The sequence below is a fragment of the Flavobacterium sp. 90 genome (genome assembly GCF_004339525.1).
Lineage (GTDB): Bacteria > Bacteroidota > Bacteroidia > Flavobacteriales > Flavobacteriaceae > Flavobacterium.
Window position 1 is genome coordinate 1,464,688 of sequence record NZ_SMGE01000001.1, and the last position, 17,654, is coordinate 1,482,341.

The following is a 17,654-nucleotide window of genomic DNA, read 5'->3' on the forward strand; positions in this document are numbered from 1 at the left end:
TACTTAACTATAATTTTACCAACCTTGATTCAATCCGTTTTTAAGAACTTCTTCGTATTTGTCTTTATCAAACGAATATAAATTTGGTGCTTTATGGGCGACATTACTTTTCTTTTCATCGAGTTTAGTCAGGATTCCAATGTTGGTTATTTTTCTTAGAAAGTTTCTTCTGTCAAGTTTTCTATCCAGAATGGTTTCATACAATTTCTGAAGCTCCGGAATTGTAAATTTCTCCGGTAATAAATTATAACCAACCGGCATTAAATTGAGCTCAATTCGCAATGTATCCAATGCTTTATCCAAAATTTCTTTATGATCTAAAATAAGTTCCGGCACTTCTTTATGATCAATCCATTCTATAATTTGTTCATTATTAACCGATTTTGGGATTGTTTTTAAAAAATCGACCAAAGCATAATATCCAATTGTCACAAAACGTTGTGTAAGCCATTTTCCTTTTGCCTCTTCTATTTTTAAATATTCCAGAACTTCTTTTCCAAAGTGTTGATCGTTTCTTTTAGTTTTCCCAAAAGTGGCAAATTGTCTCAAAAAAACACCTTCAACTCCAGTTCTTTCGTTTAAAACAGTAATAGCCGCTGTATCAATATCCTGATCTATTGGTATAAATCCGCCGGGTAAAGACCACTTTTGACTGTGCTGAACTTTTATCAATAAAACTTTAAGCTGATTATCATGAAAACCAAAAATTACGCAATCTATTGAAAGTCCTGGTTGATAATTTTGATTATTTTCTATAATGTCTTTTAACATCTGCTTTTTATTAAATACAACTTTCCAGTTTTGATTGGTATTGCAATTTAATTCATTTTTATAAAATGGAGCTGTTTTTTCTAAATTCAAACTAAATATATAGTCTTGAATCGCCCATAAACACAAGTGTTAAAATCACAATTTTAACTTAAAAATAAAAAAACAAATTGAAAAAATAAGTACATTGCGTCATAATAACACATACAACATTTAACTTGTTGTTTTTGCAACAAAAAGGCATTCAAAAAAGTAATTACGAGAAGAAAATATGTAAATGGCGTTTTTGACTGTAATTATGTAACATAAGTTAAAATATCACGTCTCTTATATAGAGAAATAAAACTGTTTGAAATATGAGCATTCCAAACCTAGAAAAACTGAATAAGAAGTTTATGAAAAAACTATACTCTTCTTTTGGATTAGTATCAAAAAATGATCTTCTGGAAGCTTCTATAAAATATAGCGAAGAACAGGAGCGAATTTTCAATCAGATGATTGTTGAAACTGAAGCTAAGGATAAAAAAGCAAAACGTGAAGCTTTTGACAAAGCGTTATATGCATCTTATAAAGGAATTGGTGCGATGGATTTTATAAATACTGTTTTGAAATAACAAACTTCTTCCTTTTAATCCCATTTCTTTTTAGTCGATTACGATCGCATCTGGTTAATTATGGGACTTTTTAACGCTAGTTCTCTTTACAACTTTCTCAATTCTTTCGGAATTTTATTAAATTATCTAAGATTAAACTTCTATTAAATCAGATAATAAATTCTTTATTGTAAGAAAACCAAACTTATCTCAATAATCATTTTGCTACTATCAGATATTGGCAAAATTCTATATTTTTGTTTTATACGAAAGATTTTACCTACCTATTAAAAGCCTTACTATGGAACAAGCCATTCAATCAGAAAATTATAAAATTCAAAAGCCGGAACATTGGGCAAGTTACATTACTGACGATCAACTCATTGAATATATTAAAGAATCTGAATTCTCTCAAAAACAAGCAGATGAAGGACGCGATTACTGCTATTTTTTAGATAAAATATATTACACAAGTGACAATGAAAATAGCGAATATGCTTGCATGGCATATACGTTAAATGAACCTGCAAATTTAGAAAGAGCATCGGTAGTTGATGTTGTTCTGGAAGAAAATGAAACTTATGTTATACACAGAATCAGCGTTTTAAGAGACGGTGTTCTTGTAGATAAAATCCCTGATACTAAAATCAAAACGCTTGACAGCGAAAACCAAAGTAGCGGCGGCGTTCTGAGCAGCAATAAAAAAGTTAATATCACCATAAAAGATCTTCGCCTTTATGACATTTTGATTATGGAAGATTCCAGAATTAAAGTTTTTACGGAACGTGATTTTTTACGCAAAGAGTTTTCTAAATATGTTTGGGTAGGTCCGGATAGTTATTGGGCTTATGGAAAGTATAAATTTACTTTTAAAAATGATCGCAACAGAACAATTGCCTACAAGAAAACTTTTTTTAGGGATGAAGACGAAAATGTTTTGAAACCTGAAATTAACTATTTGAAAAAAGGTGAAAAATATGTAATCGAAGAAGAAGATTATATCAATTTTGTGGATTCAAACAGAGAGGTTGCTCCGTTTATTGATTTTGCTACAGAGGCAAATTGGGAAGAATTATCAAATTACATTTCTCCAATTTACGATACCATTTTTGAGAAATCTTCCTTAAAGGAATTTGCTCCGGATTTAGTCGAGAAACTTGACAAAATCGACAACAAAGACGAACAATTGCAATTTGCGATAGAATATGTGCAAAACCACATTAATTATATCTACAATGCAGATGAAATGAATGGGCATAAACCTCAGGAACCTTCAATAACTTACGAAAACAAACAAGGAGATTGCAAGGCAAAATCTGTTTTATTGAAGGTTATTCTAGATTATATTGGTGTTGATTCTTCTATGGCTTTGGTCAATTTTAATACTGACTTTTACATGAAGTATTATCTGCCTTCGTTACTGACTTTTAACCATGTTATTGTAAAAATAAATTACAATGGACAAAGTTATTTTACGGATGTAACGCTTCGCGATGAATTTGGTTTAATTGAGAATCGTGGCTTTATCTTTTTTATGCATTTTCTGGAAGTGAAACCAAAGCTGGAATTGCAAATTAATCCGCCACATCGTTTTCCTTATTATGCTGTTGATGAAAAATCAGAAGTTATTGTAGAAAATAATATTGGCAAACTAAAGTTAACTACAATCTACAAAGGAAATCGCGCGAATAATATGCGCAGATATTTCAAGAAAACGAACAAAAGAGAAATTATCGACAGCTGGAATAATTTCCTGTATCATACGCTAAACTACAATAACGACAGAAACGGAACTGACCTTAGACATATATTTAAGGATGCTGCAATCGAAATTGTAAGCGATGATAAAAAGCTAAACGAATTTAAAATTGAATACAAAACAACAATTGAAAATCCGTATTATACTGATGACAAAAAGAATCGTTTTTTAATGTATTTTGATCCTAATATTTCTAAAAACACTGCAAGAGATTTTATGCACAAAGACATCACTTTCTGGCATAATTTTGATAACGAAAGATACGAAATCAAACTTTTGACAGATCAAAAAATAGATATGACCGAAAAATATACTATTCAGGAAAGTACAATCAGTAATCCGTATTTTGATTATAGCAGCCGTAAAAAGATAACCAAAAACGGAGGAACGATTTGGATAGACTTTAAGCCTTTAATTAACGTAGAAATTCCTGAGAAGGATTTTGAAGATTTCAGAAATGCACATCACGAAGTGGCTGATAGCAATTCTGGAATTGGAATCGATATTATAGAAGATGGTATTTTGAATAAAATAAAATTCAATTTCAAAAAACACTTTAATTAAAAGTCTTCACATATGCCAATCAAAAGTGCTGTTAGATACTAAATATCGGTAGCCATATTGGTTTGAAATTCATTGCGTACCTAGGGCACGCTAAATTTATTTCCAATACTTGTTTTCTACCAATGTTTAGTGCCTAACGGCACATTTTTAACTACTGTTGGCATTTATATATAAAAAAAGCGGAGTTCGAAAACTCCGCTTTTTTAGTTAATTACAGTTTTTGGAGATTGTAATTTTATAGTAATTCGAAATTAGATCTTAACTTGATATCTGCTGACGAAGTTCCAATCATTAATTCAAAATCTCCTGGCTCAGCTCCCCATTCTAATTTATCATTATAGAAAGAAAGTTTCTCTTTGTCAATTGTAAATTCGATCGTTTTAGTTTCTCCTGCATTTAATTTTACTTTTTGGAAATCTCTTAATTCTAAAACTGGTCTTACAACTGATCCAAATTTATCTTTCAGATATAATTGCACAACTTCTTCTCCGGCAACTTTTCCAACGTTTGACAATTGGAAAGAAACTTTAATTCTTTCGTTACTTTTTATTTTAGTCGAAGATAATTTCAAATCAGAATAACCGAATTGTGTATAACTCAAACCATAACCAAAAGGGAATTTAGGTGAGTTTTTTAAATCAATATAAGCCGAAACATAGTTCGTTGCGTTTTCATCTTTTGCAGGTCTTCCGGTGCTGAAATGATTGTAATAAATTGGCACTTGTCCAACTTCTCTTGGAAACGTCATTGGCAATTTCCCAGACGGATTATAATCTCCAAATAAAACATTTGCAATAGCATTTCCAGCCTCAGTTCCTAACCACCAAGTATATACAATTGCAGGAACATTGTCTGCTGTCCAATTAAAAACAAGAGGTCTTCCGGCATTTATCAAAACTACAACCGGTTTTCCTGTTGCCTGAATTGCTTTTACTAACTCTTCCTGAACTCCCGGTAAACCAAGATTGCTGCGGCTTTTTGCTTCACCGCTTTGATCGCGTCTTTCGCCAATACTCAAAATAACAACATCTGCTTGTTGTGCCGTTGCTACAGCTTCTGCAAAACCATCTTTGTTATCTCCATCAACTTCGCAACCTTTCGCGTAAAGCAATTTGGTATTTTTACCAACTTTATTCTGCAAACCATCCCATTGCGAAACTACCCATTTATCATAATTAACTTCCGGTAATTCTACAGACCAAAATCCCATGTTGGCTTTGTATTCTTTTACCATTGGTCCAATAAATGCAATTGTTTTTACACTTTTAGAAATTGGCAATGTCTGGTTTTCATTCTTTAATAAAACAATACTTTTTTGTGCTACTTCAAGAGCAGCTTTTCTGTTTTCAGGATTGTTTAAAGCTTTTTCTTCTCTTTTTCCATCTGAATATCTATACGGATCATCAAATAATCCTAATTCATATTTCTTGCGAAGAATACGTTTTACAGCATCATCAATTAAATCAATAGAAACTTTACCTTCTTTAACCAATTCTGCTAAATTATATCTGTATGCATTACTTTCCATATCCATGTCACTTCCAGCTGTAATTGCAGAAAGTGCCGCAGATTTAAGATCTTTAGAATATCCGTGAGCAACCATTTCGCCAATAGAACCCCAATCAGAAACTACGAATCCCTGAAAGTTCCATTTTCCTTTTAAGATATCACGTTGCAAATGCGCATTTCCTGAAGCAGGAATTCCGTTTAAATCATTGAATGAATTCATGAAAGTCGCTGCACCAGCATCAAGAGCCGCTTTAAATGGAGGCAAATAAGTTTCGAACAACATACGCTCGCTCATATCTACGGAGTTATAATCTCTACCGCCAACTCCAGCGCCATAAGCTGCAAAGTGTTTTACGCATGCCATAACTGAGTTTAAATCTCCCAATTTATTCCCCTGAAAACCTTTTACTCTGGCATAAGCAATTTTAGAACCTAAATAAGTATCTTCTCCGGCGCCTTCCATAACGCGTCCCCAACGCGGGTCTCGGCTAATATCTACCATTGGCGCAAATGTCCAGTGAATTCCGCTTGCTGCAGCTTCTGTAGCAGCAACTCTGGCAGCTAATTCAATCGCAGCTAAATCCCAACTTGCGGCTTCTGCCAACGGAATTGGGAATGTTGTTTTGTATCCGTGAATAACATCCTGACCAAATAACAACGGAATTTTAAGACGTGATTGCATCGCCAATTCTTGATATTGTCTGGTATATTTTGTTCCGATGATGTTTAGCATCGAACCTATTAAACCTTGTTTTATTTCAGATTGTTTGTTGGGATTTATCGTGATTGGTCCCGTTGCCTGATTGTCTCCGGTATATTGATTAAGCTGACCTATTTTTTCTTCAATAGTCATCTTTTTCAATAAAGCATTTACTTTCTGATCGATTGTTTCTTGTTGTGCCGTCGCAAAAAGCGATACCATCAACAAGGTCAATGTTGTTATTTTTTTCATTCTAATTTAATTTAGATTACCAAACGTAAGTTGCTACTGCACCAGCGTTTAAAGTAGTTGAAATTTGTTTTTGATTGTATTTAATATTGAATGATTCTGCTGAAGTTCCGTCGTTTTCTACAATTAAAACGATTTTTCCTGATGGCGTTTTGAAAGCAACATTATATATATTACCTGCAATATTACTTCCGATTCTAACAGATCCTTCGGGAACAAATTTAGAAGCATGACCAATAATATAATACCCAACTTCTCTTTTTATATTTTGCGCCTGATCGATCATTAATGCACCTTTACAAGTAGAACATCCGCCTGGTGTAAATGGTTTGTAATACTCATCATTTGCTAATCCCCATGATAATGCATTTACGCTCCAGTTACGCATTGAACCAATTACAACATTTTTTACACTCCATTTTAAATCAGATTCAAAACTACTTCCTGATCCTGTATATTGTTCGGTAAAATACAAATCTTTCTTTGGATATGCATCATGAACTTTTGACAAAGCGCTAATATCTCCTTCGTATAAATGAAACGCTGAACCTGCTACAAATGGCAATGCTTTTGGATCATTTAATATTGTTAGGGGATATTCCGGTTTGTTACAATTGTGATCGTAAACTACAATTTTGGTTTTGATTTTTGCTTTCGCGAAAGCGGGACCCAAATTATTTTTAATAAATTCTGCCTGTTGTTCTGCAAGCATTAACAAACTTGGATTATTTCCCGGATGCAAAGGTTCGTTTTGAGGCGTTATAGCATCAATTACAATTCCCTGCGCTTTCATTGCCTCAATATATTTTACAAAATATTCTGCATAAACCTGATAATATTTAGGTTGTAAACTTCCTCCTTTTGAACTTCCGTTATCTTTCATCCAAACTGGTGGCGACCATGGAGAACCCATAATTTTTATCTTTGGATTTATGGCTAAAATCTCTTTTAAAAGTGGCACAACATCTTTTAAATCCGGACCAAGATTAAAGTGCTCCAGTTTTAAATCTGTTTGTCCCTCTGGCATATCATCATACGAAAAAACTGTTTCATTCAAATCAGAAGCGCCAATACTAATTCTTAAATAACTCAAACCAATTGCATCGTCTTTTCTGGAAAACAATTCCTGAAGCAATGCTTCTTTCTTTGCTTTATCCAGTTTTAAAATTGCCTGAGCGCTTCCTCCTGTTAATGAAAATCCGAAACCTTCGATGGTTTGAAATTTCTGAGAAGGATCTACTAAAATAGTTTGATTTGAATTCGTTTCTGAATTAAAAACCAAATCATTTTGCTTTTGCAATTTTGATGTCTCATCGGTTGTTGTTATCCAAGATTCTGCTTTACCAGAATTGGCAACTGAATTTTTTGAAGTTCCACATTTTATTTGAACTGCAATCAAAGGCAGTAAAAGTAAAATTTGAAGTTTTTTGTTGATGTTTTTCATTTCTAATCTATTTCTATTAAGACAGGTAAATGATCCGATGGATATTTTAAATCTTTAGAATCACTTAGTACTGCGTGTTTTTGAATTTTTAATCCGCTATTTTTTGAGATAAAAATGTAATCTATTAACAACGTTACAGGTTTATCATGTTCAAAATCATTAAAAGTTCCTGATGGCCCAAAAGGTTTTTCTATCGAAACATCTTTCGTATCGTCCATTACTTTTTTTATCTCGACAATTTGTTTTGTATCCGGTTCTGAGTTAAAATCTCCCATTAAAAAGGCAGGATATTTCTTTGTGTTTAGTTCTTTTATTTTCGAAAGAACCAATTCAACTCCTTTTACTCTCGCCACTTCGCCCATATGATCCAAATGAAGATTAAAAACCCAAAATGTTTTTTTCGTTTTTAAATCTTTAAAAAGCCCATAAGTACAAACTCTGTTGCAAGCTGCATCCCAACCTCTTGAGACTTTCTCTGGCGTTTCTGACAACCAAAACGTGTTTGATTGCAGCAATTGAAAACGTACTTTTTTATAGTAAATCGTACACGCTTCTCCTGTTCCTTTTTCTTCTCGACCAATTCCGAATCTGTCATAATTTGGCAAAGCCGAAGCTATCGCTGTAACTTGATTTGGAGTAGCTTCCTGAACTCCAAATATATCCGGACTATAAAACTGTATTTGAGACGTAAAATAATCTTTCCGATTTGGCCAAGCATTTTCTCCATCAGATGCAACATCTAACCGAATATTGTAGGTCATGATTTTTAAATTCTGACCATAAAATGAACCGCTTACCAAAAGCAGCATTACCACTAAAACAATTGTATTTATCTTTTTCATGTTAAAAAATTTTAATCTTGTAAAGCTAGTATTTCAAAGGCTTTACTGAAAAAAATCAATTTAAAACTTATGTTAATTAAATCATTCGTATGCAATCAATTTTAAATGATTGTTTTGTCCCTACGGGACAATTGTATGTCTGCGCTTATTTTATTTTCTACCAACCTTTTTCTACCGACCTTTAACTCCTAACGGAGTATATCTTGAAAATCATATTGCTGATGTATTATGTTTTTTTCACCAATATTAAAGTCAAAAAAGATATCTCGTAGAGATTAAATATTGGTAAATAAATTTACGCTAAGCTTGTAAATTTGTCCCGTAAGGGACTATACAATCGAACAATATTATTTGCTCAATTATTTTTTTGAGTTTCCTTTTTTGCCTTCTAAAAAATCCAAATAATTCAAATTGAAACCTCCTTTTTCAAAAACTACTTTGATTTTATTTGTTCCAGAATTCAAATCTACTCCGGATAAAACGACTGTTTTAAATTTGTCGTTTCCTCCTGTTGCTAGAAGTGAAATTGTTTCTGATTTTTTACCGTTTTCTGTTTCTAAATGAAGTTTTCCTTCTGCATTTTCGCTTGAATAACGAATCGCAACTTTGTATGTTTTTTGTTTTGCAACTTGGGTTGTAAACTGAAGCCATTCGCCATCTTCAATAAAAGAAACCTGATAACCATTTGATCCTGCGTCTTTGCATGGCAAAATATCAACACCATCATTTCTCATGGTATTTCCTTTATTCCATTCGTCAAAGTTTCCGGTTTCTACTCTGTAGTTTATAAAATCTTTATCGGAATATGCATATCCATTTGTTCCTAAATCATATTGTGTTGCAGCAATTTTTCCCGGAATCAAATGTTTTTTATACGGTTTTGTATCGTTGGTTTGTACTTGTCTGAACATTGCGTCAATTACATCCGGTTTAACGGTTACGTTTTCCATTTTGTAATTATCTGCTATTTTCATTAATGTTTTTTTAGCGAAAGCGGCATCTGGTTTTTGCCCTCCGTCTTTCCAGTATTTTAATAAAACATCATATTCAGGTATTTTAGTTACTGAAGTTACTCCGGCAATATTTTCGATTTTTTTCATTGGCCAAAAAGCCCATCCAATATTATTGCTTTCAACTAAAGTCAGTGCATCTTTAAACCAAACATTAGAATTTTCTCCACTTTCGCCTAACCAAATTGGCACATTATATTGTGTTCTGTAATCCAGCATTTTCTGAATCGATGCTGTAGTGTTATAATTCCAATATTTATGGAAACTTAATGCCATATTTTCATCCCATAAAGGAAAAATTCCGTTGTAATTATTTCCCCAACAATTTCCTTCGATAAAAATTAAGTGATTCGTATCGACTTCGCGAATGGCTTTTGTAACCTGAACCATTAAATCTCTTAAAGGTCCGTTTGAGTTTTCGTCACAACCATTTTTATTGGTTCCGGTAAAATTCCAATTTGGCTCATTGATAATATCATAAGCTCCAATCCATGGATTATCTCTGTAACGAGAAGCGAGTTTTTTCCATAAAGCAATCATTTTTTTCTGATTGGCTTCACTTTGCCACAATGATGGTTTTGTTGTATCATAATCTGAAATTGCTGCGTCATTTCCTTGTCCTCCAGGCGCTGCGTGCAAATCAAGAATAAGATAAATTTTATTTTCGGCACACCATTTCACTAAATTATCAGTCATGGTAAAACCTTCTTCTATCCAGGTGATTTCACCATTTTTCTCTTCTTCAATTGCTGGCGTATATAGATTGTAATGCATTGGAAGACGAATCGAATTGAATCCCCACGCTGCCAATGAATCGACATCACGTTTTGTAATTCCGTTTGCTTTATAGGCTGTATAAAATTCTTTTGTTCCCTGTTCTCCAACAACGTCCTGAATTTTTTGTTTGATTACATATTGCGGACTTGCAAAAGGCTGTGTTTGCAGCATATAACCTTCCTGCACCATCCATCCTCCTACTCCTAAACCTCTTAATAGTATATTTTTTCCGTTTCCATCAACAATTTTTTGTCCGTCTCTGTGCAAAAAACCTTGTCCGAAAGTGGTTATAGAAACTAGTAATTGTAATGTTATAATTAATTTTTTCATCTAAAAACGCTATTAATTTTTGATTCTAAATTGTGTAATTATTTCCAAGTATAAGTTCCTACTGATCCTGAAGCTAATGAAGTTGTAACCCATTTACCGTCGAATTTAATATTGAATGTTATGCTAGTTGATCCGTCATTTTCAACAACAAGAACTTTTGATCCTGATGGTGTAATAAAAGCCACATTTTGTAAATCTCCACCCGAATTACTTGCAATTCTAATAGAACCTGCCGGAACAAATTTTGATGCGTGTGCAATAATATAATAGCCAACATTACGCTGGAAATTTTCGCTTGACGTTACCGTCAAAGCTCCTTTACACATATTGCAACCAGCAGGAGTATGTGGTCCATAATTAGCGTTGTTTGCCAGATTCCATTCTAATGCATTTCTACTATAATTTCTCATAGAACCAATGATTATATTTCGCACATGCCATTTTAAATCTCCTTCAAAACTACCTTCTGAAGAAGTCCATTGTTCTGTGAAATACACATTTTTTGTTGGATAAGAATTGTACACATTTGTAAGCGCACTAATATCTCCAGAATATAAATGGAAAGCTGATCCGTCTACATAAGGAAATGCATCGGCGTCAGCCAAAATTGCTTTTGGATAGTTTGGATTATCACAATTATGATCGTAAGCAATAATTTTTGTTGAAATATTCGCTGCTTTAAAAGCCGGTCCTAAATTCGTTTTGATAAAGTTAGTCTGGTCTAAAGCCGACATATACATACTTGGCTCATTACCATCATGTAAAGGTTCATTTTGAGGAGTTATGGCGTCAATTGTAATTCCTTCGGCTTTCATTTGCTGAATGTACTTTACAAAATATTTAGCATAAACATCATAATATTGTGTTTGTAGTTTTCCGCCAATAAAGCTGTCTTTGTCTTTCATCCAAAGTGGCGCTGACCAAGGTGTTGCCAAAATTAAAATCTTAGGATTAATTGCTACAATTTCTTTCAAAAGTGCAATTACTCCGGTTTTGTCTTTATCTAAACTGAATTTTGCAAGAGCTAAATCTGTTTCTCCTGCCGCAAGATCGTCATAAGTAAAAGGCGCTGCATTCAAATCTGAAGCTCCAATACTTATTCTTAAATAACTTATTCCTATAGAACCGTCTCCTGTTCCGAATAATTCCTTCAAAAGTGCGCTTTTCTTCGCCGCAGTTAATTGATTGATAACTTCTGCACTTCCGCCTGTTAAAGTATATCCAAAACCATCTACGGTTTGGTATTTTTGACTTGCATTTACTTCAATATTTGCATATGAATTAGAAGTTGTATTAAATCCTAAACTCCCCGATTGTTTTGCCAATAAAGCGCTTTGATCTGATTTTGTCAACCAGAAATCGACATCGTTAGTCACTACTACTGGCGGAATTACCGGCGGAGGTCCTTGTTCTACAGCATCATTTGATGAAGAGCAATTAACCTGAGCAAGAATCACAGCTCCTAAAAATAATGTTTTTATAGTGTTTTTTAAAATAGGTTTCATTTTTATAGTTTTTTAGTTAGTGCGGCTGCTAGTTTATGATAGTTTGCATAGCATGCGCCGGAATTGTGATCGTGGTTTTTGTATCGTGGTTTATTAGCGTGTAAACAATTTCTTTTTCTGACTGGTTCATAACAAGGGTAATTATTTTGTTATCAGAATTTTTAAAAGAGGTACTTAGTAATGTTTTATCAGTAATGGTTTCGATTATTCTCTTAGCATTAGGTCGGATAAATTTTGAGAAATGACCAATATAATAGTACATTGGCGTGTATATTAATTCATCTTTTGTGGTGTCTGCGTGAATTGGCGCAAAGCAGAAATTACCAACGTGGTTTGGTCCTCCGTTTTGATCCAGAAGAATATTCCAATCTGTCCAACCTACAGTTCCGTTATTGAAATCGTTGATCATATTGATTCCGTATCGTTCTGCATTTCCCCAAAACTGAAATTTTGTAGCGTCAAATTTTTCGATACAACCTTCTGTGAAAAGTAAATTTTTATTTGGAAATTCAGCATGAACTTTCCCAACTGATTCAAATTTCGGAGTTCCGCCATTCCAGGTTTCATACCAGTGAAATCCAATTCCCCAGGCATATTTTGAAACTTCAGGATCTGAGAAAACTAGTTTAGCTCTTGTTTCTAACATATCTCCGCGATTGTGATCCCAAATGATAATATTTTTAGATCCAAGTCCTTCTTTTTCTAAAGTTGGCCCAAGAAAGTTTTTCAGGAAATCTCTTTCGGCTTCCGGAGTATAAATGCAGGATTCCCATCTTTGTTTTGCCATTGGCTCATTTTGAATGGTTAATCCCCAAATTGGAATGCCTTCTTTTTCATATGCTTTTATAAACTTAGCATAATAATTTGCCCATGATTGTGCAAATTCCGGCAAGAGAACGCCGCCGTGCAAAATATCGTTATTGTCTTTCATGAAAGCTGGGGGACTCCAAGGACTGGCAAATAAGGTTAATTTCCCGCCGGCTGTTTCAATTGCTTTTTTTATTAATGGGATTCGATATTTTCGATCGTGATCAATATTGAAGGTTTTTAAATCTTTGTCTCCTTCTGCAACATAAGTGTAACTATCGCTGCTAAAGTCGCAGCTATGTATATTGGTTCTGGCTAATGAATAACCAATTCCTTTGTTTTTGTCGTAATAAGCGGTCAGAAATTCTTGTTGCTTTTTAGGAGATAATTTGGCAAAAACTTCTGCGCTTGCATCTGTTATGGCACCACCAATTCCTAAGAAAGTCTGATCTGTTTTTTCAGGATCTAAAATGATAGAAACTGTTGAATTTGTGGCTTTCGAAATTAAATTATTCGAAAGTGATAATCTTAAATTTGTGTTTTCGGCAGTGGTATAAACTTCAATTTTTTTGTTTGATTTCGATGCCGAAACTGATGAATTATTCACCACTTTTGATGAAGAACAGCTTAATTGCAGAACTAGTATTGGTGCTATTAAAATTCTATTTGTGATTTTCATTGTACTTCAAAAAACTTTTAAAATTAAAATTAAATTGAGGGTCAAATTGGATGATTCAATTCGACCCTCCTACCTAATTGCAAAATATTAATAGACTAATGTCTGAATAGCATGTGCAGGAATTTTTACTACTGTTTTTTCAGCAGCTATAATCAAATTGTAGGTAAGTTCTTTATCAGATTGGTTCATGACAATTGTTGCCATTGTTCCGTCTGTATTCAAAAATGAAGTACTTAATAAAGCGCTTCTGCTTACTGCTGTACTTACTCTTACAGCATTCAAATGAATGAATTTTGAAAAATGTCCGATATAATAATACGATGGCGTGTATATTAATTCGCCTGTAGTTGTGTCAGCGTGAATTGGTGAAAAACAGAAGTTTCCAACATGATTTGGTCCTCCGTTTTGATCTAAAAGAATGTTCCAATCTGTCCATGCAGCTGTTCCATTATTAAAATCATTAATCATAGAAATACCATATCTTTCTCCGTTACCCCAAAATTGATACTTTGTGGCATCAAATTTTTCGATACATCCTTCTGTAAACATTAATCCTTTATCAGGATAAGCCTCGTGCACTTTGCCTACGTTATCAAACATTGATGCACCGCCAGACCATGTTTCGTACCAGTGAAAACCCATTCCCCAAACATACTTTGAAGCTTCCGGATCAGAATAAATTACATTGGCTCTGTAGTTCATTAAATCACGATTATGATCCCATACAATGATTTTTACATCGCCTAATTTTTCTTTCTTAAGTGTTGGCCCAAGGAAATTTTTAATAAAATCTCTTTCTGCTTCAGCGGTATAAACGCAAGATTCCCAGGTTTGAATTGCCATTGGTTCATTTTGAGTAGAAGTACCCCAAATTGGAATTCCTTCTTTCTCATATGCTTTTATAAATTTGGCATAAAAATTTGCCCATGTTTGATAATATTCCGGTAATAACGTTCCGCCTTTCAGGACGTTTTTATTACTTTTCATAAAAGCATTTGGCGACCACGGAGCAACATAAGTGGTTAATTTTCCTCCTGCTGTTTTTATAGCTTGCTTTATTAATGGAATACGAAATTGTCTATCGTGATCAATCGAAAACGTTTTTAAATCTTTGTCTCCTTCTTCGATATAAGAATAGCTTCCACTGCTAAAATCAGAACTTTGTATCGTGGTTCTTAGCAATGAATAGCCTATACCTTTTTGTTTATCATAATAGGCATTCAAAAATTCTGTTTGTTTTTCTTTTGAAAGTTTAGCAAAAATTTCAGCACTTGCATCAGTAATAGCGCCTCCAATTCCCATGAAAGTTTGGAACTTTTTTGATGGTTCCACAAAAACAGATGATTCTGTTTCAAGTGGTTGTTTTGATGCTGAAAAAGTTAAATTGTCTGTAGCTGTCAATCTCAAATCTGAATTTGCAGCTGTAGTATAAACTGTTATTTTTTTTCCATTGGTTGTAAATTCTTTTTTTGTCTTTGGCTGTTGTGCAAAAGCCGCCAGCGAAAACAGAAAGCATAGAATTTTAGAACTATTTTTTTTCATTCTTTCCTTATTATTTTAAATTCTAATTGAAGTTTTTTAAAGAAACTCTTTATCTGTAAAAACACATTCCAGTAGTTTAAGGATTTAAAAATAGCCCATACTCATAGTGATTATGGGCTATTTACAACCAAACTTAAACTTAACTTTATCTTCTTATTTTGCTCTCATTTCAACCCTTCCGATTGTAATTCCGTCTTTAGTAAACTTGTTACCATTACCACCACTTCTGATAAGTAAATAGATTTTACCCGTTGTATTGAATTTAACTACGTTAGAAACATCTCCTGATTTTTCATTTTTAACACATCCAACAATAGATAATCTACCTAAGAATGGATTTTTAGCACAACCATCCCAAGTACTTAATCCCATTACTTTGTTGTCTTTGTACTCAACACCATCTACAGGAACTGTTGTACCAGCATATACTTCAAACCATGTTTCATCAGATCCGCTTGCAGATGTAACTAACATATCAATTGTATATTCTTTGTCTTTTACAACATCAATTGCTTGGTAAATACCTTCTTGTGCACCACCGCCTGCGTGAATTGTAGCGCTTCCTGTTGCAAATGACCAGAAAGCAGCTCCTGTAGGACTTAACTTTGCAGATGTCCATTGAGCAGCGTCTGCTGGAGTACTAAAGAATCCTCCTCTTACTAAATTAGGTTTAGCAGGATCTGAAGTTGCAACAACAATATCATGAGCTGTAGTTTCTGTTTTTCCTCCGGCTGCAACTGCAATATGCTTCACTGTATAAGTACCGGCATCCGGTAATACAATTTTTTCAGTCATTTTACCCAAGTAAGGTCCGTATCCAATATCCCAGTAAGATTCGATAATACCAGGTATTTTAGAGGTTAAAATATACGTATTTACTTCTCCTGTTACTGGAGTAATAGTGAATGCTGAATCAACACTGGAAGCAATTAAAACATTAGGATTAACGTCATCACTACAGCTATTTAGTGTTCCTCCTAATGCTAAAAATAACATTAGGTATACACTTGTTCTTAAATTTATATTTAAATTCATTGTTCTTTATTTTTGGTTAGTTAGGTTTACTGATAATTAGGATTTTGTTTCAATTTAGTACCATTAAGTTCTGTGTATGGTATAGGGAAAATCTCGTCTGTACCTGCATCAAAACCTCTATCAGATAATGCTGCTGCAGCATCTCCCCATCTTACTAAGTCAAAAAATCTATGACCTTCACCAGCTAATTCTAATCTTCTTTCTTTTTTAATAGCTGCCAATGTAACTGGTACAGAAGCCAATCCAACTCTAGCTCTAACTGCATCAAGTAATGCTTGTGCTCTTGCTCCTGAACCTAATGCTTCTGCTTCCATTAGGTAAGTATCTGCAAGTCTGATGATATAAGAATTTTGTTTGTAGTTCAATTCCTGATTACCTCCACCAGTACGAACATCTGATTGTCTTGGAAGATATTTGTTTAAGAAAAGACCTGTATCCTGATAAGCTGGAATATAATCTGCTTTACCAGCTGCTTTTAAAGCTTTAATATTAAGAATTGTAGCATCTAATCTTGGATCTCCTTGCATTGCATCAAACAATTTTTGAGTTGCCACGTTGAAAGCCCATCCTGAAGGAAGATCTGGTGCATCAGAACCTTTTGGTCTTGAATATCCTCTTGGCCCGATCATTTGGTTTAAAGAGTTCCCTTCGTCTTTACCTTGTCCCCAGAAAGTCCAGTCAGTATTTCCTGCACTACTGTGAGATACTTCTAATAATGATTCTGCATTAAATTTATTTGAAGTCACCCATAAGTCACTAAATGCAGGAAGTAATTTATTTCCGTATTGATTTGTTTGACCTGGTGTTCCATTTACCTGAGCCAAAACAGTAGCTGCTTCAGAATTTTTACCTTCAAACAAGTATACTTTTCCTAATATTGCTTGTGCTGCTCCTTTGTTAAGTCTTCCAGATTCTGTTTTTGCATCAACAGTATTTGGTAAACTAGGAATAGCTTCTAATAAATCTTTTTCTATTTGTGCATAAATTACCTCTGGTTTAACTTGCTCCGGATCATAAATTGTCTGAGTATTTAATGGTACCAAAACCAATGGAATGTTTTTAAACAATCTCACCAAGTTAAAATAATAAAGTGCACGTAATGCTTTAGCTTCACCAGCAAATCTAGCTCTTACAGTATTATCCATAGAAGCTGCAGGAAGTTTTTCTAACAAGATATTTGCTCTCGAAACACCTTGATAGTGATCATTCCAGTAACTACCCGGAATACTGATTGAACTAAGTGAGTGCGTAGAGAAATTCTGAATTCCGTTTCCATCAGTTGCGCTTCCTCCTCCTGCATAAAAATCATCTGATCCTGCATTTAGCATTGCTACTAAGTTTTCGAAACCTCCGGTATTTTTTCTCAACGGATCATAAACTCCAATTAAAGCAGAATAACATTGTTGCTCATTAGAAAAGTAAGTACTTGTATCAAATTTTCCTTTTGGGTCAATGGTAACAAAATCTTCAGAACAAGATCCGCCTAGAGCTGCTAATGCAACAGCGCAGTATATGTATTTAAGTTTTATAGTTTTCATAAT

General features: G+C 33.8%; 12 protein-coding genes. 2 read left to right on the top strand and 10 right to left on the bottom strand.

The window, feature by feature from the left end; genetic code table 11:
- Positions 1 to 15 precede the first annotated feature (15 nt).
- A complete protein-coding gene (locus tag C8C83_RS05890) occupies positions 16 to 861 on the bottom strand; it encodes an NUDIX domain-containing protein (RefSeq protein WP_347812778.1) in 846 nt (281 codons plus the stop codon).
- A gap of 302 nt (positions 862 to 1,163) precedes the next feature.
- Between C8C83_RS05890 and C8C83_RS05895 the strand changes: the two genes are divergently transcribed.
- Positions 1,164 to 1,382, top strand: a complete 219-nt coding sequence (locus C8C83_RS05895; protein ID WP_233209723.1) for a hypothetical protein — start codon at positions 1,164 to 1,166, stop codon at positions 1,380 to 1,382.
- Positions 1,383 to 1,662: 280 nt separating this feature from the next.
- Entirely contained in the window at positions 1,663 to 3,684 is a 2,022-nt protein-coding gene (locus C8C83_RS05900; protein ID WP_121326965.1) for a DUF3857 domain-containing protein, read from the top strand.
- Between the two features lie 235 nt (positions 3,685 to 3,919).
- Here C8C83_RS05900 and C8C83_RS05905 read toward each other — a convergent pair whose 3' ends face one another.
- The 9 genes from C8C83_RS05905 to C8C83_RS05945 all read right to left on the bottom strand — a co-directional run bounded on the left by C8C83_RS05905 (position 3,920) and on the right by C8C83_RS05945 (position 17,651).
- A complete protein-coding gene (locus C8C83_RS05905; RefSeq protein WP_121326968.1) occupies positions 3,920 to 6,145 on the bottom strand; it encodes a glycoside hydrolase family 3 N-terminal domain-containing protein in 2,226 nt (741 codons plus the stop codon).
- A 16-nt stretch (positions 6,146 to 6,161) separates the two neighbouring features.
- On the bottom strand, positions 6,162 to 7,586 hold the full coding sequence (locus C8C83_RS05910) for a glycoside hydrolase family 30 beta sandwich domain-containing protein (protein ID WP_121326971.1): 1,425 nt from the start codon (positions 7,584 to 7,586) through the stop codon (positions 6,162 to 6,164).
- A gap of 2 nt (positions 7,587 to 7,588) precedes the next feature.
- A complete protein-coding gene (locus tag C8C83_RS05915) occupies positions 7,589 to 8,428 on the bottom strand; it encodes an endonuclease/exonuclease/phosphatase family protein (protein ID WP_121326974.1) in 840 nt (279 codons plus the stop codon).
- A gap of 359 nt (positions 8,429 to 8,787) precedes the next feature.
- Positions 8,788 to 10,545, bottom strand: a complete 1,758-nt coding sequence (locus C8C83_RS05920) for a cellulase family glycosylhydrolase (RefSeq protein WP_121326977.1) — start codon at positions 10,543 to 10,545, stop codon at positions 8,788 to 8,790.
- A 38-nt stretch (positions 10,546 to 10,583) separates the two neighbouring features.
- Positions 10,584 to 12,050, bottom strand: coding sequence for a glycoside hydrolase family 30 beta sandwich domain-containing protein (locus C8C83_RS05925; RefSeq protein ID WP_121326980.1), 1,467 nt, complete (start codon positions 12,048 to 12,050; stop codon positions 10,584 to 10,586).
- A 28-nt stretch (positions 12,051 to 12,078) separates the two neighbouring features.
- Positions 12,079 to 13,536, bottom strand: coding sequence for a glycoside hydrolase family 30 protein (locus C8C83_RS05930; RefSeq protein ID WP_121326983.1), 1,458 nt, complete (start codon positions 13,534 to 13,536; stop codon positions 12,079 to 12,081).
- 87 nt (positions 13,537 to 13,623) lie between these two features.
- Entirely contained in the window at positions 13,624 to 15,078 is a 1,455-nt protein-coding gene (locus tag C8C83_RS05935; protein ID WP_121326986.1) for a glycoside hydrolase family 30 protein, read from the bottom strand.
- A gap of 153 nt (positions 15,079 to 15,231) precedes the next feature.
- Positions 15,232 to 16,113, bottom strand: coding sequence for a hypothetical protein (locus tag C8C83_RS05940; protein WP_132011687.1), 882 nt, complete (start codon positions 16,111 to 16,113; stop codon positions 15,232 to 15,234).
- 26 nt (positions 16,114 to 16,139) lie between these two features.
- The gene (locus C8C83_RS05945) at positions 16,140 to 17,651 is read right to left on the bottom strand and encodes a RagB/SusD family nutrient uptake outer membrane protein (RefSeq protein WP_121326992.1); all 1,512 of its coding nucleotides are present in this window, start codon (positions 17,649 to 17,651) and stop codon (positions 16,140 to 16,142) included.
- Positions 17,652 to 17,654 lie beyond the last annotated feature (3 nt).